27 protein-coding genes are annotated in these 26325 nt (G+C 73.7%); 12 read left to right on the top strand and 15 right to left on the bottom strand.

Features of this window, described 5'->3' with window-relative positions; genetic code table 11:
• Nucleotides 1-31: 31 nt before the first annotated feature.
• The 4 genes from ACSUPV_RS35410 to ACSUPV_RS35395 all read right to left on the bottom strand — a co-directional run bounded on the left by ACSUPV_RS35410 (nucleotide 32) and on the right by ACSUPV_RS35395 (nucleotide 2925).
• Nucleotides 32-817, bottom strand: coding sequence for an Fpg/Nei family DNA glycosylase (locus ACSUPV_RS35410; RefSeq protein WP_037767586.1), 786 nt, complete (start codon nucleotides 815-817; stop codon nucleotides 32-34).
• A 10-nt stretch (nucleotides 818-827) separates the two neighbouring features.
• Entirely contained in the window at nucleotides 828-1196 is a 369-nt protein-coding gene (locus tag ACSUPV_RS35405; protein WP_031114918.1) for a VOC family protein, read from the bottom strand.
• Nucleotides 1197-1431: 235 nt separating this feature from the next.
• The gene (locus tag ACSUPV_RS35400; protein ID WP_436949247.1) at nucleotides 1432-2373 is read right to left on the bottom strand and encodes a DUF6397 family protein; all 942 of its coding nucleotides are present in this window, start codon (nucleotides 2371-2373) and stop codon (nucleotides 1432-1434) included.
• 138 nt (nucleotides 2374-2511) lie between these two features.
• Entirely contained in the window at nucleotides 2512-2925 is a 414-nt protein-coding gene (locus ACSUPV_RS35395; protein WP_031114920.1) for a roadblock/LC7 domain-containing protein, read from the bottom strand.
• A gap of 104 nt (nucleotides 2926-3029) precedes the next feature.
• Here ACSUPV_RS35395 and ACSUPV_RS35390 point away from each other — a divergent pair, with 104 nt between their 5' ends.
• Nucleotides 3030-3458 carry a PPOX class F420-dependent oxidoreductase gene (locus tag ACSUPV_RS35390; protein ID WP_031114921.1) on the top strand — a complete coding sequence of 143 codons (429 nt, stop codon included), beginning with the start codon at nucleotides 3030-3032 and terminating at the stop codon, nucleotides 3456-3458.
• 56 nt (nucleotides 3459-3514) lie between these two features.
• Here the strand turns inward: ACSUPV_RS35390 and ACSUPV_RS35385 are convergent, their stop codons facing one another.
• The 5 genes from ACSUPV_RS35385 to ACSUPV_RS35365 form a co-directional block, all read right to left on the bottom strand.
• The gene (locus ACSUPV_RS35385; RefSeq protein WP_031114922.1) at nucleotides 3515-4120 is read right to left on the bottom strand and encodes a GTP-binding protein; all 606 of its coding nucleotides are present in this window, start codon (nucleotides 4118-4120) and stop codon (nucleotides 3515-3517) included.
• An 86-nt stretch (nucleotides 4121-4206) separates the two neighbouring features.
• Nucleotides 4207-4617: a DUF742 domain-containing protein gene (locus tag ACSUPV_RS35380; RefSeq protein WP_031114923.1), complete on the bottom strand. Its 411-nt coding sequence runs from the start codon at nucleotides 4615-4617 to the stop codon at nucleotides 4207-4209.
• A 49-nt stretch (nucleotides 4618-4666) separates the two neighbouring features.
• The gene (locus ACSUPV_RS35375) at nucleotides 4667-5104 is read right to left on the bottom strand and encodes a roadblock/LC7 domain-containing protein (RefSeq protein WP_031114924.1); all 438 of its coding nucleotides are present in this window, start codon (nucleotides 5102-5104) and stop codon (nucleotides 4667-4669) included.
• The gene (locus ACSUPV_RS35370) at nucleotides 5101-7656 is read right to left on the bottom strand and encodes a sensor histidine kinase (protein ID WP_436949246.1); all 2556 of its coding nucleotides are present in this window, start codon (nucleotides 7654-7656) and stop codon (nucleotides 5101-5103) included. Before ACSUPV_RS35370 ends, ACSUPV_RS35375 begins: the two co-directional genes overlap by 4 nt.
• A 157-nt stretch (nucleotides 7657-7813) precedes the next feature.
• Nucleotides 7814-8587 carry an MHYT domain-containing protein gene (locus ACSUPV_RS35365; RefSeq protein ID WP_031114926.1) on the bottom strand — a complete coding sequence of 258 codons (774 nt, stop codon included), beginning with the start codon at nucleotides 8585-8587 and terminating at the stop codon, nucleotides 7814-7816.
• A 152-nt stretch (nucleotides 8588-8739) separates the two neighbouring features.
• On the opposite strand from ACSUPV_RS35365, the gene ACSUPV_RS35360 reads away from it, so the two are divergent.
• The gene (locus ACSUPV_RS35360) at nucleotides 8740-9339 is read left to right on the top strand and encodes a class I SAM-dependent methyltransferase (RefSeq protein ID WP_436949245.1); all 600 of its coding nucleotides are present in this window, start codon (nucleotides 8740-8742) and stop codon (nucleotides 9337-9339) included.
• Nucleotides 9340-9360: 21 nt separating this feature from the next.
• Here ACSUPV_RS35360 and ACSUPV_RS35355 read toward each other — a convergent pair whose 3' ends face one another.
• Nucleotides 9361-10263, bottom strand: a complete 903-nt coding sequence (locus ACSUPV_RS35355) for an oxygenase MpaB family protein (RefSeq protein ID WP_436949243.1) — start codon at nucleotides 10261-10263, stop codon at nucleotides 9361-9363.
• Between the two features lie 100 nt (nucleotides 10264-10363).
• Between ACSUPV_RS35355 and ACSUPV_RS35350 the strand changes: the two genes are divergently transcribed.
• Together ACSUPV_RS35350 and ACSUPV_RS35345 are read left to right on the top strand one after the other, a co-directional pair.
• Complete coding sequence (locus tag ACSUPV_RS35350; protein WP_436949242.1) at nucleotides 10364-10660, top strand: hypothetical protein; 297 nt, start codon at nucleotides 10364-10366, stop codon at nucleotides 10658-10660.
• A gap of 135 nt (nucleotides 10661-10795) precedes the next feature.
• The gene (locus ACSUPV_RS35345) at nucleotides 10796-11659 is read left to right on the top strand and encodes a hypothetical protein (protein ID WP_436949241.1); all 864 of its coding nucleotides are present in this window, start codon (nucleotides 10796-10798) and stop codon (nucleotides 11657-11659) included.
• Between the two features lie 48 nt (nucleotides 11660-11707).
• On the opposite strand, the gene ACSUPV_RS35340 is transcribed toward ACSUPV_RS35345, so the two are convergent.
• Nucleotides 11708-11890 (bottom strand): hypothetical protein, encoded by a 183-nt coding sequence (locus ACSUPV_RS35340; RefSeq protein ID WP_031114931.1) that lies wholly within the window; start codon nucleotides 11888-11890, stop codon nucleotides 11708-11710.
• 289 nt (nucleotides 11891-12179) lie between these two features.
• Here ACSUPV_RS35340 and ACSUPV_RS35335 point away from each other — a divergent pair, with 289 nt between their 5' ends.
• Together ACSUPV_RS35335 and ACSUPV_RS35330 are read left to right on the top strand one after the other, a co-directional pair.
• A complete protein-coding gene (locus ACSUPV_RS35335) occupies nucleotides 12180-15134 on the top strand; it encodes a DEAD/DEAH box helicase (RefSeq protein WP_436949240.1) in 2955 nt (984 codons plus the stop codon).
• Nucleotides 15135-15151: 17 nt separating this feature from the next.
• Entirely contained in the window at nucleotides 15152-16420 is a 1269-nt protein-coding gene (locus ACSUPV_RS35330; protein ID WP_382614201.1) for an SWF or SNF family helicase, read from the top strand.
• Here the strand turns inward: ACSUPV_RS35330 and ACSUPV_RS35325 are convergent.
• Both ACSUPV_RS35325 and xylA read right to left on the bottom strand, forming a co-directional pair.
• Nucleotides 16409-16759, bottom strand: coding sequence for a hypothetical protein (locus ACSUPV_RS35325; RefSeq protein WP_037765695.1), 351 nt, complete (start codon nucleotides 16757-16759; stop codon nucleotides 16409-16411). The two genes, ACSUPV_RS35330 and ACSUPV_RS35325, sit on opposite strands and share 12 nt — an antisense overlap.
• A 150-nt stretch (nucleotides 16760-16909) precedes the next feature.
• Nucleotides 16910-18076, bottom strand: coding sequence for a xylose isomerase (xylA, locus tag ACSUPV_RS35320; protein ID WP_382614202.1), 1167 nt, complete (start codon nucleotides 18074-18076; stop codon nucleotides 16910-16912).
• Between the two features lie 130 nt (nucleotides 18077-18206).
• Between xylA and xylB the strand changes: the two genes are divergently transcribed.
• The 6 genes from xylB (at nucleotide 18207) to ACSUPV_RS35290 (ending at nucleotide 25031) form a co-directional block, all read left to right on the top strand.
• Nucleotides 18207-19652, top strand: coding sequence for a xylulokinase (gene xylB, locus ACSUPV_RS35315; RefSeq protein WP_382614204.1), 1446 nt, complete (start codon nucleotides 18207-18209; stop codon nucleotides 19650-19652).
• 278 nt (nucleotides 19653-19930) lie between these two features.
• Complete coding sequence (locus tag ACSUPV_RS35310) at nucleotides 19931-21166, top strand: ROK family transcriptional regulator (RefSeq protein WP_031114939.1); 1236 nt, start codon at nucleotides 19931-19933, stop codon at nucleotides 21164-21166.
• Nucleotides 21167-21395: 229 nt separating this feature from the next.
• The gene (locus tag ACSUPV_RS35305; protein ID WP_436949239.1) at nucleotides 21396-21998 is read left to right on the top strand and encodes an N-acetylmuramoyl-L-alanine amidase; all 603 of its coding nucleotides are present in this window, start codon (nucleotides 21396-21398) and stop codon (nucleotides 21996-21998) included.
• A gap of 95 nt (nucleotides 21999-22093) precedes the next feature.
• Complete coding sequence (locus tag ACSUPV_RS35300; protein ID WP_436949238.1) at nucleotides 22094-22489, top strand: luciferase domain-containing protein; 396 nt, start codon at nucleotides 22094-22096, stop codon at nucleotides 22487-22489.
• Between the two features lie 3 nt (nucleotides 22490-22492).
• Complete coding sequence (locus ACSUPV_RS35295) at nucleotides 22493-23665, top strand: bifunctional class I SAM-dependent methyltransferase/NUDIX hydrolase (RefSeq protein WP_436949237.1); 1173 nt, start codon at nucleotides 22493-22495, stop codon at nucleotides 23663-23665.
• 127 nt (nucleotides 23666-23792) lie between these two features.
• Complete coding sequence (locus ACSUPV_RS35290; RefSeq protein WP_436949236.1) at nucleotides 23793-25031, top strand: phosphodiester glycosidase family protein; 1239 nt, start codon at nucleotides 23793-23795, stop codon at nucleotides 25029-25031.
• Between the two features lie 3 nt (nucleotides 25032-25034).
• Here the strand turns inward: ACSUPV_RS35290 and ACSUPV_RS35285 are convergent, their stop codons facing one another.
• Entirely contained in the window at nucleotides 25035-25229 is a 195-nt protein-coding gene (locus ACSUPV_RS35285) for a hypothetical protein (protein WP_031114944.1), read from the bottom strand.
• Between the two features lie 122 nt (nucleotides 25230-25351).
• A complete protein-coding gene (locus tag ACSUPV_RS35280) occupies nucleotides 25352-26215 on the bottom strand; it encodes a phosphatidylinositol-specific phospholipase C/glycerophosphodiester phosphodiesterase family protein (protein ID WP_031114945.1) in 864 nt (287 codons plus the stop codon).
• Between the last annotated feature and the right edge of the window lie 110 nt (nucleotides 26216-26325).

Here is a 26325-nt window from a genome sequence, read left to right as displayed (position 1 = left end):
CTCCGCAGACCGACGACCCGCCGTGGCCGGATCAGTCGTCCGGCTGGCACCGCGGGCACCACACCGTGCCGCGGCCCGCCATCCGGGACCGGCGCAGTGCGGTGCCGCAGCGCGGGCACCTGGGGTCGCGGTCGTCGCGATGGCCGGTGAGCCAGGAGTCACGCGGCGGTACGCAGCCCGCGGAGACGGAGGAGCGCAGGGTCCGGCGCATCTCGCCGTACAGGCGACGGCGGTCGGTCCGGGCGAGATCACGCGCCGGACGGTCGGGGCGCAGCCGGGCCCGCCAGAGGATCTCGTCGGCGAGCAGGTTGCCGAGACCGGCGAGGACGGACTGGTCGGTGAGTGCCGTCTTGAGCGCCCCGCGCCGCGAGGAGAGCACGGCCTCGAACTCCCCTCGGTCCACCGCCAGCGCGTCCGGCCCCTGCCGCGCCAGCAGCCGTTCGACGTCGGCCTCGTCGTGGGCCAGCCACAGCCCCTGGAGTTTGCGCTGGTCACGGAAGCGCAGCTGACGTCCGCCGCCCAGGGTGAACAGGACCCGGTCATGCGCTTCGACGGGATCGTCGACACGGCCGCAGACCAGCCGGCCGGTCATGCCGAAGTGCAGCACGAGGGTGGGGCCGCCGGTGCGGGCGAGCAGCCACTTGCCGTGCCGCTCCGGCGTGCCGAACCGCCGTCCCTCCAGCGCGTCCCGCAGGCGCCGGGCGTCGACGCCGTGCAGCACGCCCGCGTCCCGCACCTCCACGCCGCGGATGACCCGGCCCTTCGCGCAGGACTCGAGCACCTGACGGAAACCCTCTACGTCGGGCAGCTCGGGCATGGCCGGCGCGTCACTCCTGGAGGACGGAGAGCACGTTCCCGGCCGGGTCGGTGAACCACGCGATCAGCGGGCCACCGCCGCGGAAGATGCCCTTCTCGTCCACCTTGAACTGGTCGTACCGCTCGAACCGCACCCCTCTCCTGCTCAGCTCGTCGACCGCGGCCTCGATGTCGTCGACGGGGAAGTTCAGGACGGTGTACGTCGCCGGGGTGTGGTCCTCCTTGGGGTAGACCAGGATGTTCCGGTCACCCGCGATGTGCAGGAACAGCATGCCGTGGTCCTCGGACACCCGCAGCCCCAGCGTGTCGCCGTAGAAGCTCTTGGCCGCGTCGATGTCGTCCACGGAGAAGCCGCTGTACGCCTTCGTCGTACCGAACATGATCGCCTCCCGGAAAAGGTCTCCTCTTGTATCGGACCGGGGCGCGTCCGGAAACTCATCGCCGCGGGGGCCCCGGCCCCGGGGCGATTGATCAGGGCGGCGACGTAGAGGACACGGGGCGTCCCGCCCGGGTTCACGTGACCGTGTACCGCGTCCGCCGAGAAGTAGGCGGAGTGGCCAGCGAGCGCGGGCGGTCCGCAGAAGGTCTGGTCCGCGGGCTGTGAAGCGGCTGGGTTCAGCCAGCAGGTCGCCGGCTTCTGCGGCGCAGCCAGCCCAGCAGACCGTGGGAAGGAGCTTGGTCCGGGGATACGGGCCGGTCCACCGGCAGAACCGGGGATGCTGCCGGGGGCTCCGGTGCTGAGTGTCGCGTGAGGGCGGGTGCCTGCCGTGGGGTCGGGCGTGGTGCCGGTCGCTGCCTGCGCGCCGTCTCCATCGTGTGGGCCAGGTCGGCACGGAACCAGGCCACTTCGTCCGGCTCGCTCGCCGTCATGAGCGTCTCGGCCAGGTCGGCGGCGGGTGAACCCGGTGCGCCGTGTGCCGGGAGGCGGGGGCGGCAGCGGTCCAGGTGGGCCCGCTCGCAGGGGTCCGCGACGATGTCCGCCACGTCGTCGGGGTCGAGGAAGCAGGCGACGGCCGCCGCGCGTGCCCAGGGGTCGTCGCCCGCCTGCCGCGTCAGGAATCCCACGTGGCGTCCCCGCCAATTGCGGGGGCGCCGGTCCAGCCCTGCCTTCTGCCCTTCCCGGATCTCCGCGGGTGTGCGGGGGCCGGTCAGCAGCGGGGCGTTGCTCTCCTCGGCCGCGAACTGCTCCAGTTCCTCGGCCAGATACAGCCAGACGACGGTCCGATACCGGTTGAGGTAGAAGCGGACCGGAACGAGCAGGCCGTGGCGGGCGAGGCTCGTGAACCTGGTGGGCGTCACGTCCATGAGCTCGGCGCCCTCGGTGGTGCCGACCGTCGCGACGCGCCGGCGCAGATCGGCCGGGAAGGCGTCTCCGGCACGCAACCGCTCGATCTCGGCACGGGCGACGCGACGCCCTCCACCGCCTTCGTCAGGAACGGTCCGGATGAGCCCGAGGTTCACCGCCAAGTCGAACTCGCCGCGATTGAGGCCGAGTTCGCGGGCGGCCCGGCTCGCGGCGTAGGAAAGCCGGTCGGGTTGGGTGCTGATGCCTGACATGGTCGTCTCCCCCGTGGAGTCAGCGGCTCGCGCCGTGTGCGGTCGCCGTGTGCGGTCGCCGTGGGAAAACCGTAGCCGCTGCGGCGGATCGCGCGGCGAGCCTGTGGATAACTCCGCGGAAGATGATGAATGCGCAGGTCAGGCGTCTGCGATGGGTTTCCGTTCAGGCTGTCGCGCATCCACGTCGAGATGCTCGCCGACCCGGTTGACCAGCAGCGTCATCTCGTACGCGATCTGGCCGATGTCCGCCTCGGCGCCGCTGAGGACGCACAGGCAGCTGCCCGTGCCCGCAGCGGTGACGAACAGCACCGCGTCGTCGAACTCGATCATCGTCTGGCGTACGTTGCCCGCCCCGAAGTGCCGTCCCGAGCCCTTGGCCAGGCTGTGCAACCCGGACGACACGGCCGCGAGGTGCTCCGCGTCCTCGCGGCGCAGTCCTGTGCTCGCGCCCGTCACCAGGCCGTCGTTGGACAGGACCAGCGCGTGCCGCACCTCGTGAACCCGCTCGGTCAGGTCGTCCAGCAGCCAGTCGAGCCCCTGGTTGTGCGCCATGTTCCGATCTCCCCGTTTTCTCCCCGTGCGATTCTCCTCCTGGCCGGAGGATCTCCACGCCAGCCTTCCCCACGACCGCTGTCGGGGCAAGGAGGATGGGAGCCATGGCAGAGAAGATGACCGACGCGCAATGGCGGGAGTTCGTTTCGCACGGCACCCGCACCGGAAAGCTCTCCACCGTCCGGGCCGACGGGAGTCCGCACGTGACCCCGATCTGGTTCGTGCTGGACGGTGACGAGCTGGTGTTCAACACCGGAAAGGACAGCGTGAAGGGTCGCAATATCGCCCGGGACGGCCGGGTCGCCCTGTGCGTGGACGACGACCGGCCGCCGTACTCCTTCGTGGTGTTGCGGGGTCGCGCCCGGGTCTCGGAGGACCTCGACGAGATACGGCGGTGGGCCACCCGCATCGGCGCCCGGTACATGGGCGAGGACCGCGCCGAGGAGTTCGGCGCCCGCAACGGCGTCCCGGGCGAACTCCTCGTCCGCGTCAGCATCGACAGGGTGCTGGCGGAGCGGGACGTGGCGGACTGACCACGCCGGCCGCGGTGGGCAGCCGGCCGCGGCGGGGGAGGACGTCGGTGCCCCGGTCAGCCGACCGAGTCGAGGAGCCGGGCGGTGTGCATCCGCCCGGCGTACTCGACGAGCCGGATCAGGACCTCTTTTCCCGAGTCGCGGTCCCGGGCGTCGCACAGCACCACGGGCGTGCCCTGGTCGAGGTCGAGGGCACGCGAGACGTCGGGGGCGCCGTGCCGCCGGGCGCCCGCGAAGCAGTTGACGGCGACCACGAACGGGATGCGCCGGTGCTCGAAGTAGTCGACCGCCGGGAAGCAGTCCTCCAGCCGGCGGGTGTCCGCGAGGACCACCGCCCCGAGCGCTCCCTGCGCCAACTCGTCCCACAGGAACCAGAACCGGTCCTGTCCCGGTGTGCCGAACAGGTACAGGGAGAGGCCGGAGCGGATGGTGATGCGTCCGAAGTCCATGGCGACGGTCGTGGTGGTCTTGTGGTCCACCCCGTCGGTGTCGTCCACCGACTGGCCCGCTTCGCTGAGCAGTTCCTCGGTGCGCAGCGGCCGGATCTCGCTGACCGCTCCGACCAGGGTGGTCTTGCCCACGCCGAATCCGCCGGCGACCAGAATCTTCAGCGCCAGTGCGGCGGTCTCGCCGCCCGGGGCGTCGGAGTGCTCGGAGATCATTGATCACTTCTCTCGGGAGGCCCGGCAACGGGTAGCGCCAGTCGGTGGGTTGGGTGAGGTGGGCGAATGGGGTGGTGTGCGTTCATCTACAGGGCTCTCAGTCCCTCGATCACCTCGCGCAGGATGCGTTCGTCGGGCAGCTGCGCGGGCGGTACGGGGCGGCTGACGGTGACGCACCCGAGTTCCAGCAGGTCGCCGAGGAGGACCCTGACCACGCCCACGGGCAGGTCCGCCCCGGCGGCGAGTTCGGCGACCGACTGGGTCTCCGTACGGCACAGGCCGATCAGGGTCCGGTGTTCCGGGCCGAGCAGGGCCTCGTCCGCGCCGGGCGCGCCCGGGTCCAGCGTGACCAGGGCGATCAGGTCGAACCGCACGCCCGTGGGCCCCGGTTGGGTGCGTCCGCCCGTCATGGCGTAGGGGCGCACGAGGGGGCCGGCCTCGTGGTCGTACCACTGGCTGCCCTGCTCGTGTGGGGCGCCCGTCATGTCCTCGGTCATCTGCGCACCCGTCCTGTCCTCGGTCATCTGCGCGGACCGCCCTCGCGGCTCATCCGGCGGCGGAGGGCCGGGCACCGGCGCGGGGCGCCGTGCCGAGGTGCTCGCCGACGCGCTTGACCAGGCGTGCCATCTCGTACGCCACGAGTCCGATGTCCGCCGTCACCGCGGTGAGGAGGGCGAGGCAGGAGCCGTCGCCCGCGGCGGCGACGAACAGGAAGCCCTCGTCCATCTCCACCATGGTCTGACGGACGCCGCCGACGCCGAAGTGCCGTCCCGCTCCCTTGGCGAGGCTGTGGAAGCCCGAGGCGACCGCGGCCAGGTGTTCGGCGTCCTCGCGGCGCAGGTCGCTCGAGGCGCCCACGGCGAGGCCGTCGTTGGACAGCACCACGGCGTGCCGTATCTCGCTCACGCGGAGCACCATGTCGTCCAGCAGCCAGTCGAGTTCGCCGGAGTGCCGGGCGGTCCGTGTGCTCGGGTCCTGGATCATGCGGGGTCTCCTTCGCTGCTGTCGCTGCCCGCCGCGGCGCCGGGCGTGGTTCCGCTGCCGGGTCGCCTGCCGCCGCCGCGCGCCCAGCCGTCGCGGTAGGCCGCCATGCGGTCCCGTACGAGTTCGGGGGTGCGCTCGTCGTCCCTGGGCGCCGGTGTGGAGAGCGGCTCCTCGGGGCGTCCGTCACGCAGTTGGGGAGCGAGGCTGGCCTGCCGTACGCGACGGGGGAGGTCGTCGGAGCCTTCGGGCTGCTCCTGGGGGCGGTGCAGTCGCAAGGTGGCGACTCCTGGGGGCGGGGTGTGGCTCATGGTCTCCGCGTGGCTCGCGGTCTCCGCGTGGCCGGTGGTCTCCGCGGCGGCCGGTACGGGAGCCACGAGGGCGCGCCGGTCGGCCGGTGCGGTGACGGTGTCGTGGAGGGGGGCGTCGTCGGGCACGCGCGCGTAGACGCGTTCCTCGGGGTGAGGCGCATGGGCCGCCTCGTCGGGGGTGCGTTCCGCCGCGCCGGTGTGCAGCAGGGCCGTGGGCAGCAGGACGACCGCCGTGGTGCCGCCGTACGGGGAGGTCCGCAGGTGGACCTTGACGTCGTGCCGGGCGGCGAGCCTGCTGACCACGAACAGGCCGAGCCGGTCGCTGTCGAACAGGTCGAGCGCCTCGGACTGCGCGATACGGCGGTTGGCCTCGGCGAGGGTCTCCTTGCCCATGCCGAGGCCGCGGTCCTCGACCTCGACGGCGTAGCCGTTGCCGACGGGTTCGCCGGTGATCCGCACGCGCGTGTGGGGCGGCGAGAACTGGGCGGCGTTCTCGATGATCTCGGCCAGGAGGTGGGTGAGGTCGGCGACGGCCGTGCCGATGACGGCTGCCTCGGGGAGTTGCCGTACCTCCACGCGCGCGTAGTCCTCGACTTCGGAGACAGCCGCGCGGACCACGTTCGTCAGGGAGACGGGCATGCGCCAGGCCCGGCCGGGGGCCGCTCCGGAGAGGATGATCAGGCTCTCCGCGTGGCGGCGCATGCGGGTGGTGAGGTGGTCGAGGCGGAAGAGGTCGCTCAGTTCGTTCGGGTCGTCGGAGCGGCGTTCCATGCTGTCGAGGAGGCTCAGCTGCCGGTGGACGAGGATCTGGCTGCGGCGGGCGAGGTTCACGAAGACACCGGAGATGCCGCTGGCCAGTTCGGCGCGTTCCACGGCGGCCCGCAGCGCGGCGCGGTGCACCGTGCCGAGGGCCTCGGCGACCTGCGCGGTCTCGTCCTCGGCGGGCGGCCCGGGCGGGGCCTCGGCGTGGACGTCGATCTCCTCCCCCGCGCGCAGTTTCCGCATGGCCTCGGGGAGCTTGCGCCGGGCGATCTCCAGGGCGCTGTTGCGCAGGCTCACCAGCTCCACCACCAGGCCGCGTCCGATGCGTACGGAGATGACGAGCGAGGCGGCGACGGCGGCGAGGCCGAGCAGGACGGCGGCGCCTGCCGGGGTGAGCAGTCCCCGGGTGAACGGGTCGGCCCGCTCCGCGACACCGCGGGCCGCGTCGTCCTCGATGGTGCGCATGCCGTGCTGCACGCGCGTGTGCGCCGTGTTCCAGGTGTGCTCGGGTGCCGCCTCGATCGCCTTCGCGCCCGGCCCGGCGGCGAGGATCCTGTCCTCGGCGTCGCCGAGGCCGGCGTAGGCGCTGCTGTCGGAGAGGGCGTCCCAGGCGGAGTGTTCGGTGCCGCGCAGGTCCGCGACGGCCGACTCGGTGAGGGTGCGGCGCAGTTCGACGGCGCCGGTGAAGACGCGCAGGCGCTCCCCGTTCAGGGCGCCGTCCAGGCGGGCGCTCGCCAGCACCGCGTCCTCCCGGGACAGTGCCTCTCCCGCGCGGGCGAATTCGAGCAGCACGCGCGCGTCGGAGCCGAGGTCGGCGTCCTGGATGCCGGTGAGGGCGCCGCCGGCACCAAAGGCCGCCGAGATGGTCCGGGTGTAACGGCTGTACGTCTCGGCCCAGTCCACGCGCCGGTCCCGTACGGCGGTCCGCAGCGGCCGCAGTCGCTCGGCACCGGTGACGAACTCCTCCAGGCGGCGGGCGACGCCGGCGGGCAGTTCCTCGCTGTCGGCGACGGTGTTGTCCTCGCCGAGCCGCAGTTTCGCGACGGCCCGGTCGCTGCGCCGGGCGAGTTCGGCCAGCTCATCCGCGCGTACGGCGGACGGGTCGGTGGCGTGGCGGACCGCGGCCGCGCGTTCGGCCTGGAGGGCGGCGACCGCCGCGGAGACCGGGGCGCGGACCGTGGCGTCCACGCGCTGGACCTGCCGGAGCCGGGAGACGTCCTGCGCGGTGGTGACGGTGGCGTAGGCCCACAGGGCCAGGAGGGAGACGACGGGCACCATCAGCAGGCAGACGATCTTGGCGCGCACGGTGCAGGGGCGGATGTGCCAGCGCTCCGCACGCGGGGGTATCCCGTCCGGCGCGGCGCCCGGGGGTGCCTCGGGGCCCTCGTCGGCGGGTGGTCCGGCGTGTGCGCGGCGACCGCGCGCGGGCGGGGGCGGCGGCGCGTCGGCGCCGGCTGCGGAGGTCCTCCGGGGTGTACGCATGGACTCCTCGCTCGGGAGTGGTTCGACGGAATGCCACCCAGGCTTCGGGGCGAGCCACCGAGACTTCGGGGTGAGCCACTCAGACTTCGGGGCGAGCCACCCGGGCCTCGGGGTGTGCCGTCGGGGCTACGGGCGGGCCGCCGGGGAGCGGCCGCGGCTAGTGGGCGGGAGTCTCGACCGGCCGCTGGGCCGACGCGGACGCCTCGCGCTCCCCCGCCGTCGGTGACAGCGCGACGAAGGCCGAGGTCAGGAAGAGGTAGGACCCGAGGCCGACGGCGAGGGGGAAGATGAACTGCATCGCCGTGGCCCCGGGCAGGAGCTGGCCGGAGGGCGTGACGCGCACGCTCACCGCGAACATCCCGGTGTAGTGCATGCTGCTGACCGCCGCCCCCATGATCAGGGAGGCGAGGGTGACGGCGACGGGCGACTTGATGTTGAGCGCCGCCCACAGGGCCGCCGTCGCGGCGACGACAGCGATCAGGACGGAGAGCCCGACGAGCACCGGGTCGTAGCTCACGTCGCCGTGCAGACGGACGGCGGCCATGCCCAGATAGTGCATGCTCGCGACGCCGAGGCCGGTGGTGAGCCCGCCGAGCAGCAGGGCCCGGCCGCGGTCACGGCTGTAGCCGACGGCGAAGACGCCGGCGCAGACGACGACCATGGCGACGAGCAGGCTCAGGAGGGTGAGCGGCACGTCGTAGCGGATGTCGGTGCCGGCGACGCTGAAACCGAGCATGGCCACGAAGTGCATGGTCCAGATGCCGGTGCCGATCGCCGACGCGGCGGTGACGAGCCAGTTGCGGCGCGAGCGTCCGGTGGCGGCGAGCGCGCGGACGGTGCAGCGCAGCCCGAGGGCGGCGCCTATGCAGGCCATCACGTACGACAGCGCGGGGGTCAGCCACCCCAGGGCGGCGTGGTCCAGGTGTCCCATGGCCCCGGGACGCTAGACCCGCCAGGGGCGCGTGAAGGGGGCGCGTTTCGAAAGGCGTTGGAATATGACGCAGAGATGTACCGGAACGATCGGGTCACGCTCGAACGTGTGCACTGAGGCGTCATCCGTGCCGGTGAGGAATCATGCGGTACATGAGCGACGAGCAGACGCGTGTCCAGGAGTTCTTCACCGCCCGCGCCGCCGACTGGGACACGCGGTTCCCCGACGACGGCCCGGCCTACGCCGCCGCCGTCGCGGAGCTCGGGCTGCGTGCGGGCGACCGTGTGCTCGACGCGGGGTGCGGCACCGGGCGCGCCCTGCCGCCGCTGCGGGCCGCCGTGGGGCCGTCCGGAGTGGTCGTCGGGGCCGATCTCACCCCGGCCATGCTGCGCGAGGCCGTACGGGCCGGACGGGACCGTGACGGGGCGTTGCTGCTCGCGGACGTCGCCGCGCTGCCCCTGCGCCCGCGGTCGCTGGACGCCGTGTTCGGGGCGGGCCTCATCTCGCATCTGCCGAGCCCGGCCGAGAACCTGCGGGAGCTGGCGCGCGTGGTGCATCCCGGTGGGGTGCTGGCGCTGTTCCACCCCATCGGCAGGGCGGCGCTGGCGGCTCGCCACGGCCGCCCGCTCACCCCGGACGACCTGCGCGCCGAACCCAACCTGCGTCCGCTGCTGGCCGGTTCCGGGTGGCGCCTGACGTCGTACACCGACGAGGACGCCCGCTTCCTGGCGCTCGCCGTCCGCGAGGGCTGAGACGAGGATGGAGACAGCGCGTCACCGGGCCTCGGAGCCGGGCACCTCCAGGTGCCGCACGGGGCAGCCCCGGACTCCGGGAACGGGGCGCGTGCCCAGTTCGGCGATCCGGTAACCGTTCGGGTAGCTCTTGATCTCCCAGTTCTGCCGGGCGAAGTGCGGGGCGCGCCGGGGCGGCAGCAGGCGGACGGCACGCCCCCGCAGCCGTACCGCGCGACGTACCCACGCGCGCGTGGCGGCGCTCGGCGGGGTGTAGCGGAAGGCACGCAGGAGCGGGTCGTCGAGCAGCGACAGGATCGCGGGGCGCAGCAGGGGCGCGAGCGGGCGCGGGTACCAGGAGACCATGAGGTCGAGCGTGGCGTCCGAGACGCGGCGGGCGTTCTCGTCCCAGGCGAAGTGGGACGCCTCGTAGGTGTCGAGGCAGGTCTCGAACTCCTCGTACGTCTCGGGGATGTCCTTGATGCCCATGTGCCGGCCGAGCGTGCGGTAGTGGAGGACACTGGCGACGACCTCGTGGCTCGACAGCCTGCGCCAGCCGTAGGCGTCGATCCACCGCCTGGGCATCACGACGAACGTGCAGAGCACGTAGCGCATGTCCTCGTCGCTGATGTCGTAGCTGCGGTGCATCTGGTTGATGCGGCGGATCGCGGTCCTGCCCCGCTCGCTGCCGAAGCCGTGCTCGACGATGGCGTCCAGCAGCAACGAGGTGTCGTCGTAGCGCTTCTGCGTGCGCTCCGTGAGCTCCGCCGTCTCGGCGAGCAGCCGGCCGATGCTCGGGACGGCGTAGGTGCGGTACAGGGCCAGCTCCAGGGAACGGGTGAAGTCCCAGGGGAACTCGTACGCCGCGCTCAGCCGGTAGATTTCCGAGGCGTCCCGGTACGGGTCCATTCGACGGATTCGTTCCAGCCGTTCGAAGCGCTTCACGGTACCCTCCCCCTTCTGCCACCGAAGGTCCAACTTTACGTTGGGGAGCGGGAGATGAACGGTGACCGGGGAAAACGCACAGGGGGAAGGTGGTCAGCACATGTGGAACAAGGTCCGCAAGGCCAGGGGCAGAGTCGCCGATGCCTTGCGCTCGGAGACGAAGTCCGACGGGGACAAACGTCCACACAATCTCTTCGAGGCCGCGGCCGTCTATGTCACGGCGTGTGCCGAGGACGACCAGGAGCGGGCCGACGAGGCGGCCGGCTGGGTGTCGCCGGAGGCGTTGTCGTTCGGGGTGAACGAGCTGGCCTGCCGGGCCGTCATCGCGCTCGCGCGGGAACGGGGCGAGTCTCCGGGCACCGTGGCCCGTGAACTGCTGGGACTGCCGACGGCGTGAGGCACCCGGCCCGGACGGTCGATTCGCCCCGTCCGCCGGAAAACTGCAGCTCCGGGTGCGCCCGCGAGGTCGTGACAAGCGGCTTCCGGGCGCACTAGGGTGCGCGCCGTTGGACCAACGGATGGGGAGGCTGGGATGGCCGGGACGGACGAGGACGCCGTCGCCGCCGAGGACGATGCGCTCTATGTGCTCACGGCGGTGCTGCTGACGCCGGCGAAGTTCCCGAGCGTGCTGGGCGACGACTACCCGGAGGCGTGCGCGGCGCTCGGCCTCGCGCCGCTCGCCGACGGGTACGGGCTGGTGCTCGGCCAGGACGGCGACGGCGCCCGGTGGACCGTGGTCATCGACGACGTCTCCCTGGTGGCCGTCGCGATCGCGTCCTGGGACTGCGGCATGGAGTACGAGCTGTCGCCCGACGAGCGCACGGTCGTCGCGGCGCTGCCCGGCTGGCCCCTGGCGGTCGCCGTCGCGGCCCCCGGAGTGCCGGCGCCGCACGACCCCGGCCCGGAGGCCGACGACCGGCCCCCGCTGGCTCCGCCGGACACCACCGTCTGGGGACCGGCCCAGCGGCGCCTGGGCGCCGACGAGATCGCGCTGCAGTGGGCGATGTGGCGGGAGCAGGTGGACGACGCGGCGTTCGCGGCACCGGGGTCCTCCGGGACGCCGGGTGAGGGGGACGGCGGCGGGGCGGCCGACAATCCGGAGCGGAGCGGCGAGAACGGGCAGCCGAGCCACCGCGGCATCCGGCGCGTCCTCGCGGAGGCCCGCAATTACGTCGACTCGCCGCCGCCGCTGGGCCGGGTCCGGTCCTCCTTCGCGCCGGGCGACGCGCGGACCCTGCGGGCCGACGGTCCCGGCTGGTCGCTCGTGGCCAGGACCGACGACATCGCCTTCGTGCTGCTCGACGAGGAACCCGGCGAGGTCCTGCCGGTGGGGCGGGGGCCGGAGCTGCCGGGCCTCCTCGAGGCGCTCGACAAGATGGCCGTACGGCCGAACTGACCGGCGAGCCGGACCAGCCCCGGCCGGCCGGACTGTCGGCACGCCCGGTCAGCGGCCGAGCTCCTTGCGGGTCGCGCGGCGCAGCCTGCGCCGCTGTGAGGGGTCCAGCGTGAGGTACGCGGCGGCCGGGACACCCAGGATGATCAGCAGCGCGGCCCACCAGGGCAGCCAGATCAGCAGGATGAGCCCGGCAGCCACACCGCCCGCGGCGATCTTGGCGTTCTTCGACATGACTGTCGCCTCCTTCACGGCCATTGCCGCTCTCTGTCCCGAAAACGGACCCGCGCGTGCGGCGGTTCCGGACCGCGACCCTGAGACATCCCTGAGGCACGACCCCGACGCACCCCTGAGACCTCCATGGTGACCCAGCTCACAGCTCAGCCATACCCGTCTGCGCCGAAAGTGCTGTACCCTCGGCCACTCCGTCCCGCTAGTCAAATTTGAGGAATCAGTCATAGTCGAGCATCCGACTCCCCCGGCACCTTCCTCCGAGATCTCCGAACTGGCCCATTGCTGCGCCGTGTTCCTGCCCGGCGACCCGGCCCGCACCGGCACCGTCGCGTTCTGGCGGCCCGACGGCGCGCCTCCTCCGGCCGTGGCGTCGGCGACCGTCGCGGACCTGACCGTCGTCGTGCCCGGCGACGACGGGGTCGAGCGCGAGGACGTGCCCGCCGTCCTGCTGCCCGTCGGCGCGGCCCTACCGTTCCTCACGCGTGCGCGTGCCGGTGCGCAGGGGCACCGGTCCACCGTGTTCTGGGGCGCGGCGGCCCTGCACGCCCTGCACCTCGTGGCCCGCGGACTGCTGCTCCCTGGGCTGTCCCCGGGCGACCACGACGCCTGGCGCACGGGCCCGCTGCGCGCCCAGGACGTCGAGGCCGTCCGCCGCCTCGCCGCCGCGATGCCGCCCGAGGCGCATGCCGTGCCGCCGGCCGGCTCCGGGGCGCCGCGGTTGCCCGACCCGGAGCAGCTCCTGCGCGCCTTCCTCGACGCGGTCGCCGACACCCTCCCGCGCTCCCCCGCCGCGCCCCTGGTGACCGGCGGTCCCGCCTACGCGGCGCCCGACCCGGTGCACCTGCCGGAGCAGCGCGCGTGGGCGGCGGACATCGCGGCGGGGCACGACGCGGGAGTGCGGCTTTCGTTGCGGATGGAGGCGCGCGGGCTGGCAGAGGCTGTTGGTACGACAGAGGCACATGGCCCGGCCGGCACGACGGCCGACACCATGGCGTCCGGTACTCCGTCGGCAGGCGCCACGACCTCCGGCGCCGCAGCGTCCGACGGCACGGACGTGACGTTCCTGGCCGTGCTCCAGGTGCACAGCGTGAGTGATGCCGCGCTCGTCGCGGACGCGGCCGACGTCTGGGCGGACGGCGCCCGGAGCGAGGCGTTCGGCCCGCGCGCGCGGATGGACGTCCTGCTCGCCCTGCGCCGTGCGGCCCGGGCCTGGCCGTCGCTGACGCCGCTGCTGTCGGCGGCCGTGCCGGACGCGGTCGAACTCGCCGATGAGGACGTCACCGAACTCCTCGGCGCCGGCGCCCGCGCCCTGGCGGCGGCCGGGGTCGACGTGCACTGGCCGAAGGGTCTGACCCGCGAGTTCACCACGTGCGCGGAGGTGGGACCCGCCGAGGCGGGACCGTCCGACGAGGAGGACGCGTCCACGTACGCGTCCGAGTCCCGGTCCGAGTCCGACTCCGAGTCCGGCAGGGCCTCCGCCGCCATGCCGTCGTTCCTCTCCGCCGACGCGCTGCTCGCGTTCAACTGGTCGTTCGCCCTGGGCGACCAGCGGCTGAGCCGCGAGGAACTGGACCGACTCGCCGAGGCCAAACGCCCGGTGGTGCGGCTGCGTGACCAGTGGGTCCTGGTCGACCCCCAGGAGGTGCGCCTGGCCCGTTCCCGGCAGGACCACAAGGTCACGCCGGTGGACGCGCTGGGCGCGGCCCTGACCGGCTGGGCGGAGGTGGACGGCCACAGGGTCGAGGTGCGGCCCACCGGGTGGCTGGCGGCCCTGCGGGAGAGGCTCGAGAACCCGGAGGGGCAGCAGCCCGTGGAGCAGCCGGCCGCCCTCGCGGCGACCCTGCGGGACTACCAGCGGCGGGGCCTGAACTGGCTCGCGGGGATGACGTCGCTGGGCCTCGGCTGCTGTCTCGCCGACGACATGGGGCTCGGCAAGACGATCACGCTGATCGCCCTGCACCTGCACCGGCAGACCGACGCCCGGTCCGCCGGGCCCACCCTGGTGGTCTGCCCGACGTCCCTGATGGGCAACTGGCAGCGGGAGATCGAGCGGTTCGCGCCCGGCACCCCCGTGCGGCGCTTCCACGGCGCGCGGCGCAGCCTGGACGACCTGGCCGACGGGGAGTTCGTGCTCACCACCTACGGCACGATGCGCCTGGACGCGTCCCGGCTGGCCGAGGTGCCATGGGGCCTGCTCGTGACCGACGAGGCCCAGCACGTGAAGAACCCGCACTCCTCGACCGCCCGGGAGCTGCGTTCCATCGGGGCACGCGCGCGCGTGGCGCTCACCGGCACCCCGGTGGAGAACAACCTGTCGGAGCTGTGGGCGATCCTCGACTGGACCACCCCGGGGCTGCTCGGCCGGCTCGGCACCTTCCGCCGGCGGTACGCCGAGGCCGTCGAGGGCGGCCAGGATCCGGCCGCCGCGGACCGGCTGTCCCGGCTGGTCCGGCCGTTCCTGCTGCGCCGCCGGAAGTCGGACCCGGGGATCGCGCCCGAGCTGCCGCCGAAGACGGAGACGGATCACGCCGTGTCGCTCACCCAGGAGCAGGCGGGTCTGTACGAGGCCGTGGTGCGCGAGGCGCTCGCGGAGATCGCCGCGGCGGACAGCATGGCGCGGCGTGGCCTGATCGTGAAGCTGCTGACCGGTCTCAAGCAGATCTGCAACCACCCCGCGCAGTACCTCAAGGAGGAGCGGCCGGTGATCGCCGGACGTTCCGGGAAGCTGGAGCTGCTGGACGAACTGCTCGACACGATTCTCGCGGCGCGGGCGGGCGTGCTGGTCTTCACGCAGTACGTGCAGATGGCCCGCCTCCTCGAACGGCACCTGGCCGTGCGCGGCACGCCCACGCAGTTCCTGCACGGCGGGACGCCCGTCGCCGAGCGCGAGGCGATGGTGCGGCGCTTCCAGGACGGTGACGTGCCGGTGTTCCTGCTGTCGCTGAAGGCGGCGGGCACGGGCCTGAACCTCACCCGGGCCGAGCACGTCGTGCACTACGACCGCTGGTGGAACCCGGCGGTGGAGGCGCAGGCGACCGACCGCGCCTACCGCATCGGGCAGACGCGGCCCGTGCAGGTGCACCGGATCATCGCCGAGGGAACCATCGAGGACCGCATCGCCGCACTGCTCGCCCGCAAGCAGGAGCTGGCGGACGCGGTCCTCGGCTCGGGCGAGGCGGCGCTCACGGAGCTGACGGACGCGGAGCTGGCGGATCTGGTCGAACTGCGAGGGGGCCTGCGATGACTCGGCATGACGAAGAGATGACTCGGCACGACGAAGACAGGGAGCGCACGTTCGCCGCGTTGCCCCCCGCGCACGGACGGGGGTTCGCGCAGACCTGGTGGGGCCAGGCCTGGCTGAAGGCGCTGGAGGACACGGCGCTGGACTCGGCACAGCTCAAGACGGGCCGCCGGCTCGCGCGCGCGGGAGCGGTCGGCGCGGTGTCGGTGCGCCCGGGGCGGCTCACGGCCGTCGTCCAGGACCGCGACCGCACGCCGCACCGGGCCGACGTCCTGCTGTCGGAGCTGACGCCGGAACAGTGGGACCAGCTCCTGGACATGACCGTGGAGCGGGCCGGTCACGTGGCGGCGCTGCTGGACCGGGAGATGCCGCCGCACCTGGTCGAGGACGCGGCGGCCGCGGGCGTCGAACTGCTGCCGGGCCTGGGCGATCTGGAGCCGGAGTGCGGCTGCGGGGCCTGGGACCACTGCGGGCACACGGCGGCGCTCTGCTACCAGGTGGCACGGCTGCTGGACCAGGACCCGTTCGTCCTGCTGCTGATGCGGGGGCGCGACGAGGCCACCCTGCTGGGCGACCTTCAGTCCCGCAGCGGGGCGTCCGCCGCCGAGTCCTCGGAGCCGGAGGGCGTGGACGCGGCGGAGGCGTACGCGGCCGGTGACATCCTGCCCCCGCTGCCGGCCCTGCCCGAACTCCCCGACGAGCCGGGCCTGCCGCCGTCCCTGGACACCGAGACACCGCCCGCCGCGGGCGTCGACCCGGCCGCGCTGGAGTTCCTGGCCGCCCGGACCGCCGTACAGGCCCACCGCCTGCTCGCGGAGGCGCTCCGGGGCTCCTGGGACACGGAGCCGACGGTGGCGCAGGACGCGGTACGACTGGCCGCGGGCGATCCCGCAGGGGAAGTGGCGGGCCGTCTCGCCGGCGGGTCTGGACGCGGCCGGGAGGGGCTCGCGGCGGCGGTACGCGCCTGGCGGCTCGGGGGCACGGACGCGCTGTCCGTCCTCGACGAGGAGTGGCGGGTGGAGGGCGAAGCGGCGGCACGCGCGCGTGCCGCCCTGGAGTCGGCCTGGGACGCGGACGAGCGGCCCGAGCTGCGGGCCCGGGGCAACCGGTGGACGGTCGTCGGCGCACCGGTCCAGCTCCGGCTCGGCCGGGACGGCCGGTGGTGGCCGTACCACAGGGAACGCGGCCGCTGGATGCCCTCGGGAGGCGCGGCCCAGGATCCGGCGACGGCCCTGACGTCCGCCGAACTCGCCGCCGGGGACGGGTCCGCGCTGCCGTCAGGGCAGTAGCTCGTCGGTGTCCAGGGACGGGAGCAGCGATTCGAAGCCGCTCGGCAGATCGCTCGGCAGATCGCTCGGCAGCCGGGTCGGGAAGCCCGACGGCAGCCGGGTCGGCAGTTCGCTCGGCAACCTGGACGGCAGCTCGGTGGGAATGCCGAAGGAGGGCGCGGGACTGCGGCTCGCGCTCTCGCCGGGCGGCTCCTGGTCCGTCGGGTCGTCCCGCCCGGAGGCCATCAGCACCACGACGGACACGGCCGCGGCGGCCACGAGCACGGCGAGCAGGACGAGCAGCGGATTCCGGCGCCGGGGAGGTCCGGGCGGTTGAGGCGGTACGGGCGGCAGGGCCATACCGACCAGGGTCGCCGTTCTCCGCCCGAGGAGGCAGGGGCGCACGGAAGTTGATACGGGCTCATGGCACGGATCGCACGATTCCGGAGCATGACGGGCCCGTCGACCCGGTCACCATGACCGGCCGACGGGCCCTCACGCGCGCGGGCCTCAGCCACGCGCCCCCAGCAGGTGGTCCATCGCCAGCTGGTCCAGGCGCTCGAAGGCCATGCCACGGTCCGCCGCCGCCTCGACGTCGAAGGCCTCGAAGGCGGACCGGTCGGCGAGCAGGGCCTGAAGGCCGTCCGCGGCCGTGGGCTGGGCCAGCTCGTCCAGACGGGCCGCGCGCAGGGCCTCCTGGACCTCCGGGTCGGCGCGGAAGGCGGCGGCGCGCTCCTTGAGGATCAGGTAGTTGCGCATGCAGCCGGCCGCCGAGGCCCACACGCCGTCGAGGTCCTCGGTCCGCGGCGGCTTGAAGTCGAAGTGGCGCGGGCCGGTGTAGCCGGCCGACTCCAGCAGGTCGACCAGCCAGAACGCGGCGCGCAGGTCACCGGCTCCGAAGCGCAGGTCCTGGTCGTACTTGATGCCGGACTGCCCGTTGAGGTCGATGTGGAACAGCTTGCCCGCCCACAGGGCCTGCGCGATGCCGTGCGGGAAGTTCAGCCCGGCCATCTGCTCGTGCCCGACCTCGGGGTTCACGCCGTACAGCTCCGGACGCTCCAGGCGCTCGATGAACGCCAGGGCGTGGCCGACGGTCGGCAGCAGGATGTCGCCGCGCGGCTCGTTCGGCTTGGGCTCGATGGCGAAGCGCAGGTCGTAGCCCTGGGAGGTGACGTACTCGCCGAGCAGGTCGAAGGCCTCCTTCATCCGGTCCAGGGCCGCGCGGACATCCTTGGCGGCACCCGACTCGGCACCCTCACGGCCGCCCCAGGCCACGTACACCTGGGCGCCGAGCTCGACGGCGAGGTCGATGTTGCGGATGGTCTTGCGCAGGGCATAGCGGCGCACGTCACGGTCGTTGGCGGTGAACGCGCCGTCCTTGAAGACCGGGTGCGTGAAGAGGTTGGTGGTGGCCATCGGGACCTTCATGCCCGTGGCGTCCAGCGCCTGCCGGAAGCGCTTGATGTGGGCCTCGCGCTCGGTGTCGCTCGAGCCGAACGGGATCAGGTCGTCGTCGTGGAAGGTGACGCCGTGCGCGCCGAGCTCGGCCAGGCGCTGCACCGTCTCGACCGGGTCGAGGGCGCGTCGCGTGGCGTCGCCGAACGGGTCCCGTCCCTGCCAGCCGACGGTCCACAGGCCGAAGGTGAACCTGTCCTCGGGGGTGGGCTGGTAGCTCATGCCGCGGCTCCTTGCTCGCTGAGGCTATTTCGTCATGCCGATTTACAAATTAGTATGCGAGCACGTCTCTGGGAAGAGACAAGGTGCCTCCGAACGGAGACACGTGCCGCGCGCAGTAGGGAGAAGCCCGATGTCAGCAGCCGAGGGTCCGCTCGTCGTCGGCGTGGATTCGTCCACCCAGTCCACGAAGGCGCTGGTCGTCGACGCGGCCACCGGCCGGGTCGTCGCGAGCGGCCAGGCGCCGCACAGCGTCTCCTCCGGGGCCGGCCGCGAGAGTGATCCGCGCCAGTGGTGGGACGCGCTGTGCGAGGCCCTGAGCCAGTGCGGCGACGCGGCGCACGAGGCCGCCGCGGTGTCGGTCGGCGGCCAGCAGCACGGCCTGGTCACCCTGGACGACCGGGGCGAGCCGGTGCGCCCGGCCCTGCTGTGGAACGACGTGCGCTCGGCACCGCAGGCGCGCCGGCTCACCGAGGAGCTGGGCGGGGCGAAGTTCTGGGCCGAACGCACGGGAAGCGTCCCTGCCGCATCCTTCACCGTCACCAAGTGGGCCTGGCTGGCCGAGCACGAGCCGGAGGCGGTCCGCGCCACGAAGGCCGTGCGCCTCCCCCACGACTATCTGACCGAACGGCTCACGGGCCAGGGCACGACCGACCGCGGCGACGCCTCCGGGACGGGCTGGTGGGCGTCCGGGACGCAGGCGTACGACGAGGAGATCCTGGCGCACGTGGGGCTCGACCCGGCCCTGCTGCCCCGGGTGGTCCGGCCCGGCGAGGTGGCGGGCACGGTCCGCGACAGCCATGACCTGCCGTTCTCCAAGGGCACCCTGGTCGCGCCGGGCACCGGCGACAACGCCGCGGCGGCGCTGGGCCTGGGCCTGCGCCCCGGCATGCCGGTGATGAGCCTCGGCACGTCGGGCACGGTGTACGCGGTGTCGCGGCGGCGGCCCGCCGATCCGAGCGGCACGGTGGCGGGCTTCGCCGACGCCCGCGGCGACTGGCTGCCGCTGGCCTGCACCCTGAACTGCACGCTCGCCGTCGACCGGGTGGCGACGCTGCTGGGTCTGGACCGCGAGGCCGTCGAGCCCGGCACGGCCGTCACGCTGCTGCCCTACCTGGACGGCGAGCGCACCCCGAACCTGCCGAACGCCTCCGGTCTGCTGCACGGCCTGCGCCACGACACCACGGCCGGGCAGCTGCTCCAGGCCGCCTACGACGGTGCCGTCCACTCCCTGCTGGGCGCGCTCGACCTGGTCCTGGACGAGGACGCGGACCCCTCGGCGCCGCTGCTGCTGATCGGCGGCGGCGCCCGCGGCACGGCCTGGCAGGAGACCGTCCGGCGGCTGTCGGGACGCCCGGTGCAGGTGCCCGAGGCGAAGGAACTGGTGGCGCTCGGCGCCGCCGCGCAGGCGGCCGGGCTGCTGACCGGTGAGGACCCGGCGGCGGTCGCGCGCCGCTGGGACACGGCGGCCGGGCCGGTGCTCGACGCCGTCGAGCGGGACGAGGAGACACTGACCAGGATCGCCGGGGTACTCTCCGACGCGGCTCCGTTGCTGGAGCGGGGGACGGCCGGGAGCTGACGCGAGTGCACCGTGAACGGCCCGGAGCCGACGCGACGATCCCATGCTCGGACGCCCCGGGGAGGCGCGGAGCCGGTTCGGACGACCCCGGGGAGGCGCGCGGAGCCGACTCGGACGCCCAGGGCAGGCGCGGAGCCGACTCGGCCGCACTCGTGGACGCTCGGAGCCGGCTCGGACGCCCTCGTGGACGCGGGGAGCCGACTCGGACCACCCCGGGGAGGCCCACCGGCGGGCCTCCCTCGACCCACCCCTGACCCAGCCCGGAGGCTGACCCAGGCATGACCGCACCGCCGCCCGAGACCCACCCCGTCGGACCGGGGCGTGCGCCGCACGCGGGCGGCCCGCGCCGGGCGACGCCCGACACCCAGCAGGGCATGCGCCGCCGCAACCTCGCCCGCGTGATGCACACCGTCCGTGCCGAGGGGCCGCTGTCCCGGGCCGCCGTCGCCTCCCGCATCGGCCTGACCCGGGCGGCGGTGTCGACGCTGGTCGACGAGCTCGTCCGCGCGGGGCTGATCGAGGAGCTGGGGCCCGAACGGCCCGGCCGGGTGGGTCGCCCGGGCTCGGCGCTGGCCGTCAGCGCGCGCGGCCCGGCGGGGATCGGCGCGGAGGTCGGCGTCGACCATCTCGCGGTCTGCGCCGTCGACCTGCGGGGCACCACGCGGGCGCGGGCGGTACGGCAGGGCGTGAACCGCGGCCGTTCCCCCGAGCCCGTGCTCGCGGAACTCACCGAACTGATCCACGCGGTCGTCGCCGAGGCGGAGGGCGAGGGCCTGTGGCCGGCCGGGCTCGCCGTGGCCGTGCCGGGTCTGGTGGCGCGTGACTCCCGGACCGTCGTCCGGGCCCCGAACCTCGACTGGCACGACACGGACCTCGGTGACCTGCTGCCGACGGCGTTCCCGCTGACGGTGGACAACGAGGCCAACTTCGGCGCGCTCGCCGAACTCTGGCTCGGTGACGGCACGCCCGGCGACTTCCTGCACGTGTCGGCGGAGATCGGCATTGGTGCGGCGGTCGTGGTGGACGGCGGGCTGCTGCGCGGAACACGCGGTTTCGCGGGCGAGTTGGGGCACGTGCCGGTCCAGCCCGACGGGCCGGAGTGCGCGTGCGGGGGGCGCGGCTGCCTGGAGCAGTACGCGGGTGAGGAGGCGGTGCTGCGCGCGGCCGGACTGGAGCCGGACGAGGACCGGGTGGGACTGCTCGCGGGGCGCGCCGCGGACGGCGACGAGGACGTGCGCCGGGCCCTGCGTGACGCGGGCACCGCCCTCGGTGTCGCCCTGACGGGGGCGGTCAACCTGCTCGACCCGGAGAGCGTGGTGCTGGGCGGGGAGCTGTCCGGCCTGGCGCCGTGGCTGCTGCCCTCGCTGCGCGAGGAGTTGGCGCGGCGCACCGCGGGCCCGGTCTGCCCGGTGTCCGTGTCCCGACTGGGCCCGGAAGGGCCGCTGCTCGGGGCGGCGCACTCGGTGGTGCGGGCCGTCCTGGACGACCCGGCGGCCGTCGCCGAGCGAGCCTGAAACGGGCCTTCACCGACCCACCGCTCGTGTCACCCCCCGCCCTTGAATCACCCGGCCGAGTGAGCGAGTTGTCCACATTCCGCGGCCTGTCCACCGCAACGCGGTGCGTCACCGCGGCCTGCCTGCGGGCGCCGTAACTTGATCCACGCGAGCCGCGACCACAACGGCCGCCGCGCTCCGCAGTTGAGCACGTGACACCTGCCCGTGGACACCGGAAAGGCCCCCACTCATGCAACCGACACGATCTTTCCCCAGCAGGCGAGGCATCCTCAGGGGCGCCGCCGCCCTCACGGCCGTCCCGTACGCCCTGCTCCCGGACGCCCAGGCCACCGCCGGGCCCCAGGCCGTCGACTACCCGGGGGCCGCCTGGCACCCGGCGAGCCGCGCCAACTACACGCCGTCGAACCGCCCACGCGCCCATCCCCTGCACTACGTGGTCATCCATGTCGCGCAGACGACCTACTCCGGCACCCTGTCCGTCTTCCGCAACCGCCGGACGAAGGTGTCCGCCCACTACGTGGTGCGCTCGTCCGACGGAAAGGTGGCGCAGTGCGTGCGCGAGTCGGACATCGCGTGGCACGCGGGGAACTGGGACTACAACACCCGCAGCATCGGCATCGAGCACGAGGGCTGGGTGGACCGGCCCAGGTACTTCACCGACGCCATGTACGAGCGGTCGGCCCGGCTCACGGCGGCGATCTGCGCCCGGTACGACATCCCCCGCAACCGCGCGCACATCATCGGCCACCACGAGGTGCCGGGCAGCGACCACAGCGACCCGGGCCGCCACTGGGACTGGAAGCGCTACCTCAGACTGGTCAACTCCTACTGAACCTCCGGTCCCTGCCTCGCCGCACACACCTCACGTCCCGGTTACAAATCACTCAACCTCTGGTTGCGGAACGGTAAGCGGGCGACGATGGGACCATGACTCTGGCCCAGCGCGCCCTGGAGCGCCTGCAGGCCTGGCCCGATCTGACGGTGGGCCCGGCGAGTTGCGGCATCGGACGGGCGCTCCGTTCCGTCCGCGACGAGATCGTCCACTTCCACTCCCCCCGGGACGTGGACCTCCATCTCACTCGCCGGGCCATCCAGCGCTTCCACTACGACCTCTCCGGTTCGAGCGCGATCCGTCTGGTTCCCGGATCGTGCTGGGTGACGGTCCACCTCGACTGCGAGGCGGACGTCGACCTGCTGCTCACCCTGGTGAGCAGCGCCCTCAAGGCCCACCAGGCCCGGCCTCCCGCCGACGAGCCACGGCCCGTCGGATGCAACTTCCACCGCGTCACGGTGCTTCCGCGCGACGCGGCGGCGGGCGGCTGACCCTTGGCGGACGAACCGGAGGCCGTCAACGCAGCGGCCTGGGCCGCCTACGGCGCACACCATCTGCGACGCGGCACGGTGCTGCCGGAAGCGGCCGGGATCGACTGGGGGTTCGAGGGCGCCGGGCCGGGGACCGGGGTGCTCGGGGAGTTGTCAGGGCGGCGGGTGCTGGATCTCGGGTGCGGTACGGCCCGGCACGCCGCGCATCTGGCCCGGGCCCACGGCGCGCTGGTGGACGCGGTCGACGCCTCGGCCGGCCAGTACGAACGGGCCCGTGCCCGTTACGGCTCGCTGCCCGGGCTGCGGCTGGTCCTGGCCGACGCGGTGGAGCACCTGCGCTCGGCGGAGCCCTACGACGTCGTCTACTCCGTCAACGCCGTCCCGTACCTCGACCCGCACCGGCTGCTGCCCGCCCTCGCCGGGGCGCTCCGGCCGGGCGGCAGGCTCTGCTTCACCGTCCTGCACACCAACTCGCGTGGTGACGGGCCGTCGGACGGGGTCGCCGCCCGGCCCGAGATTCTGCGGCTGGCGGGCGGCGGTGAGGTCACCGTCCGGATGTGGGTCCTCACGCCGGAGCTCTGGACGGAGTTGCTCACCGAGTACGGGCTGCGCGTGGAGCGCGTCGACGTCCTCGACTCGCCGCAGGACGGCAACCAGGCGTCCTACCGGCTCTTCCGGGTGACCCGGCCCGTCCGCGTCTCCTCCCGGCCCCGCGTCGGGAAGCCGCCGCCGGCGCACGCGGCGCTCGGGGTGGGCGCCATCCTGTACGGGCCGCGCGGGCTGCTGCTCGGCCGGCACCGGCGCGGGACGTGGGAGCTGCCCGGCGGGACGGTGGAGCCCGGGGAGTCGCTCCAGGAGACGGTCGTGCGCGAACTCGGCGAGGAGACGGGGATCACGGCACGCCCGCAGGACGTCCGGCTGCTGGGGACGCTGCTGGACGACGTGGGCGGAGTCGCCCGGGTGACCGTGGCGGCCCGGGTCACCGCCTGGCGGGGCGAGCCGTCGGACCAGCCCGGGGAGAGCGTGGGCCGCTGGCGCTGGTTCGCCCTGGACCGGCTCCCGGACCAGCTGTTCGTGTGCAGCGCGCAGGCCCTCACCGCCTGGCGGCCCGGCTTGCCCATCGACCACACGCCGGCGCACTACACGCCGTACGCCACCGGAACGGACGACGGCTGAAGCACCCGGAGGGGTGCGTTTTTTCAGCCGTTCCCGAGTAGTCGACGCCGAGGCCCCCCGCCGGCCCCCAGGGTCTGGTGCACTGCCCGTGAGTATCGGGACGGTTGACGAGACATCAGGGGGCACGGTGACAGGCCGTCACACACGGCGGGGAGCAGGCAGAGCGGTACTGGCCTTCCTCGCGGCGTTCGGAGCACTGGCCGGTGCGGCCCTGGCGGGGGCGGCACCGGCCGGCGCCGTCCAGAAGGGCGTTCGGGTCGCGCCGGGCGTCACGTACCAGGAGTTCGACATCAAGGCGGCCAAGGGGCTGACGCACGCGCATGTGCTGAGGGTCGACCTGGCTCATCCGAACGTCCGGGTCGAGCTGCTGTACCCCGGGGCGGTGGCCTCGCGCGCGCAGGTCTCGCGGATGGCCGACGCGCAGGGAGCGGTCGCCGGGGTCAACGGCGACTTCTTCAACATCACCGAGACGCAGCACCCGGGCGTGGAGGCGACCGGCGCGAGTGTGGGTCCGGCGATCGCGGCCGGGCGGACGCTCAAGGCGGCCGTGCCGAACGGCCAGCGTTTCGGGCCGGCGCTGCCACCCGGCACGTCCACCGAGGACGTGTTCGGCGTGGGCACCGACGGGCGGGCCCGGTTGGACCGGCTGGCGCTGCGGGGCTCGGTCCGCACGGCCGAGACGCAACTGCCGCTCGGCGGGCTCAACCAGTACGCACTGCCGGTGGGTTCCGTCGGCGCGTTCACCTCCGACTGGGGCAGCGCCTCCCGGGTGCGCGCCACGTGCGGCACGGACACGGACCGCGCGGCGCCGTGCAGCACGGACACCTATGAGGTGACGGTCCGCGACGGCAAGGTCGTGTCGGCCGCCGACACCCCGGGCAGCGGTCCGATCGCCGCGGGGACCGCCGTGCTGGTCGGCCGGGAGGCGGGCGCCCAGCAGCTGCGGAAGTTCTCCACCGGTGAGACGGTCGAGGTCGAGCACGCTCTCGTGGCGGCCACCAGCGGCACCCCGTACCGCCTCGCCCTCGGCGGCTACCCGGTTCTCACGGGCGGCCGGCCGCTGCCGGGGCTCGACGACACCACCTCGGCGGTCCGTACGGCTGTCGGGATCGCCGACGGCGGGCGGCGCGTGCTGCTGCTCGCGCTGGACGGCGCCGCCGCCTACCGCACCGGCCTGACGATCGCCGAAGTGGCGGGCACCATGCGGAAGCTGGGCTCGGACGACGTCTTCAGCCTGGACGGCGGCGGTTCGTCGACGCTGGTCGCCCGGAAGGCGGGCGCGAGCACCGTCTCCGTGCGAAACCACCCGAGCGGCGGCGCCGAACGGGCCGTCCCGAACGGCATCGGCGTGTTCTCGGGGACGTGAACCTCAGGGCCGCAGACTGCTCACGATGTCCGCCGTCGCCGTGAGGCCGCTGTGGATGGTGGGGGCGATGCTGGTGCTGGCCAGGTAGAAGCCCAGCAGGAGGCAGACCAGCGCGTGGGAAACCTTCAGCCCGCCGTTGCGCAGGAAGATCACCGCCAGGATCACGAGCAGCAGCACCACAGAGATGGAAATGGCCATCGTCGACTCCTCCGCCACGCCGCCTTGTCCGGTTCACGGCGTTCGGCCGTAAGTGTGGCGTAGCGGAGGGTTCGTCCGTGCGGCTGACCTGTCCGCCGAACGTGTGGTGTCCGCGCCGGGACCTACGCCGCCCGACGGGCGTCGAGGAACGCCTCCAGGCCGGCGAGGTCGTCGGTGTTGAGGTGGTCGACGTCCGCGGCGAGCAGTTCGGACCACAGGGCGTCCCGGGCGGGTCCGGCCAGGTCCGGGGTCGCCCAGAACCGCACCCGCTGGCCCCGCTGGTGGGCGGTCGCGATGATGCCCCGCAGCTTCTGCCGCTCGGCGTCGGGGAAGGCGCCCACGCCCCGCCAGGTGAAGTTGAGCGTCCAGTTGTCGCTGATCAGCGGGATGAAGGAGGCCGGGGCCTGGCCGCCGAGGTCGGCGAGGCGGCCGTCGTAGAAGGCGCGCCGGACGGACTGGGCCTCCATGGGGGCGCGGGCCGCCCGGTCGCCGGAGATCACGGCGGTGACCGGGCCGCGGTGGACGCGGCCGTGGGCGTACGTGGTGAACAGGTGCCGGTAGCGGCGCAGATGGCGGTCGAGTTCGAGGTACGTCGACGAGCCCTCGGTCTTGATGTCGATGAGCAGTTGCAGCGAGCCCCGGTACCCCCGGTACACGGACCCCCGGTTGGCCCGGACGCGGGCGGCGAGCGGGTCGAGGTAGAGGGACTCCAGGGTGCGGGCGGGGTCGAGGTCCTCCGGGTCGTGGGCGACGAGCAGCTGGTCGCCGACGAGGTAGATGTCGGCCTCGACGCTGCCGAAGCGGTGGTCGAGTGCGTCGAACAGCGGGCGCGGGTGCTCGTAGTCGTTGTGGGCGTGGGCGCGCCACAACGGGCGGGGCCCGTGCCGCCGTTCACCGGCCAGCGCGTCGGCGGCCGGCAGGGCGACCGCGCCCGCGAAGGCCGCGCCGAGGGTGGTGAGGGCTCTGCGACGGGTGGTGAGGGCCATGCTCTGCCTCCCTGGAAGTGCCGTACGGGAACCCTGCGAGTATGGGCTGCCGGCAGGCACAAGAAGCAGGCCCGCGCGCGGAGTTGGCCGGACTGCCGCCGTGTGTTCAC

Source organism: Streptomyces sp. SudanB52_2052 (assembly GCF_964272415.1).
Classification (GTDB): Bacteria; Actinomycetota; Actinomycetes; order Streptomycetales; family Streptomycetaceae; genus Streptomyces; species Streptomyces olindensis.
The sequence above is the reverse complement of the archived record's forward strand: the minus strand, read 5'-3'. Positions and strand labels throughout refer to the sequence as shown.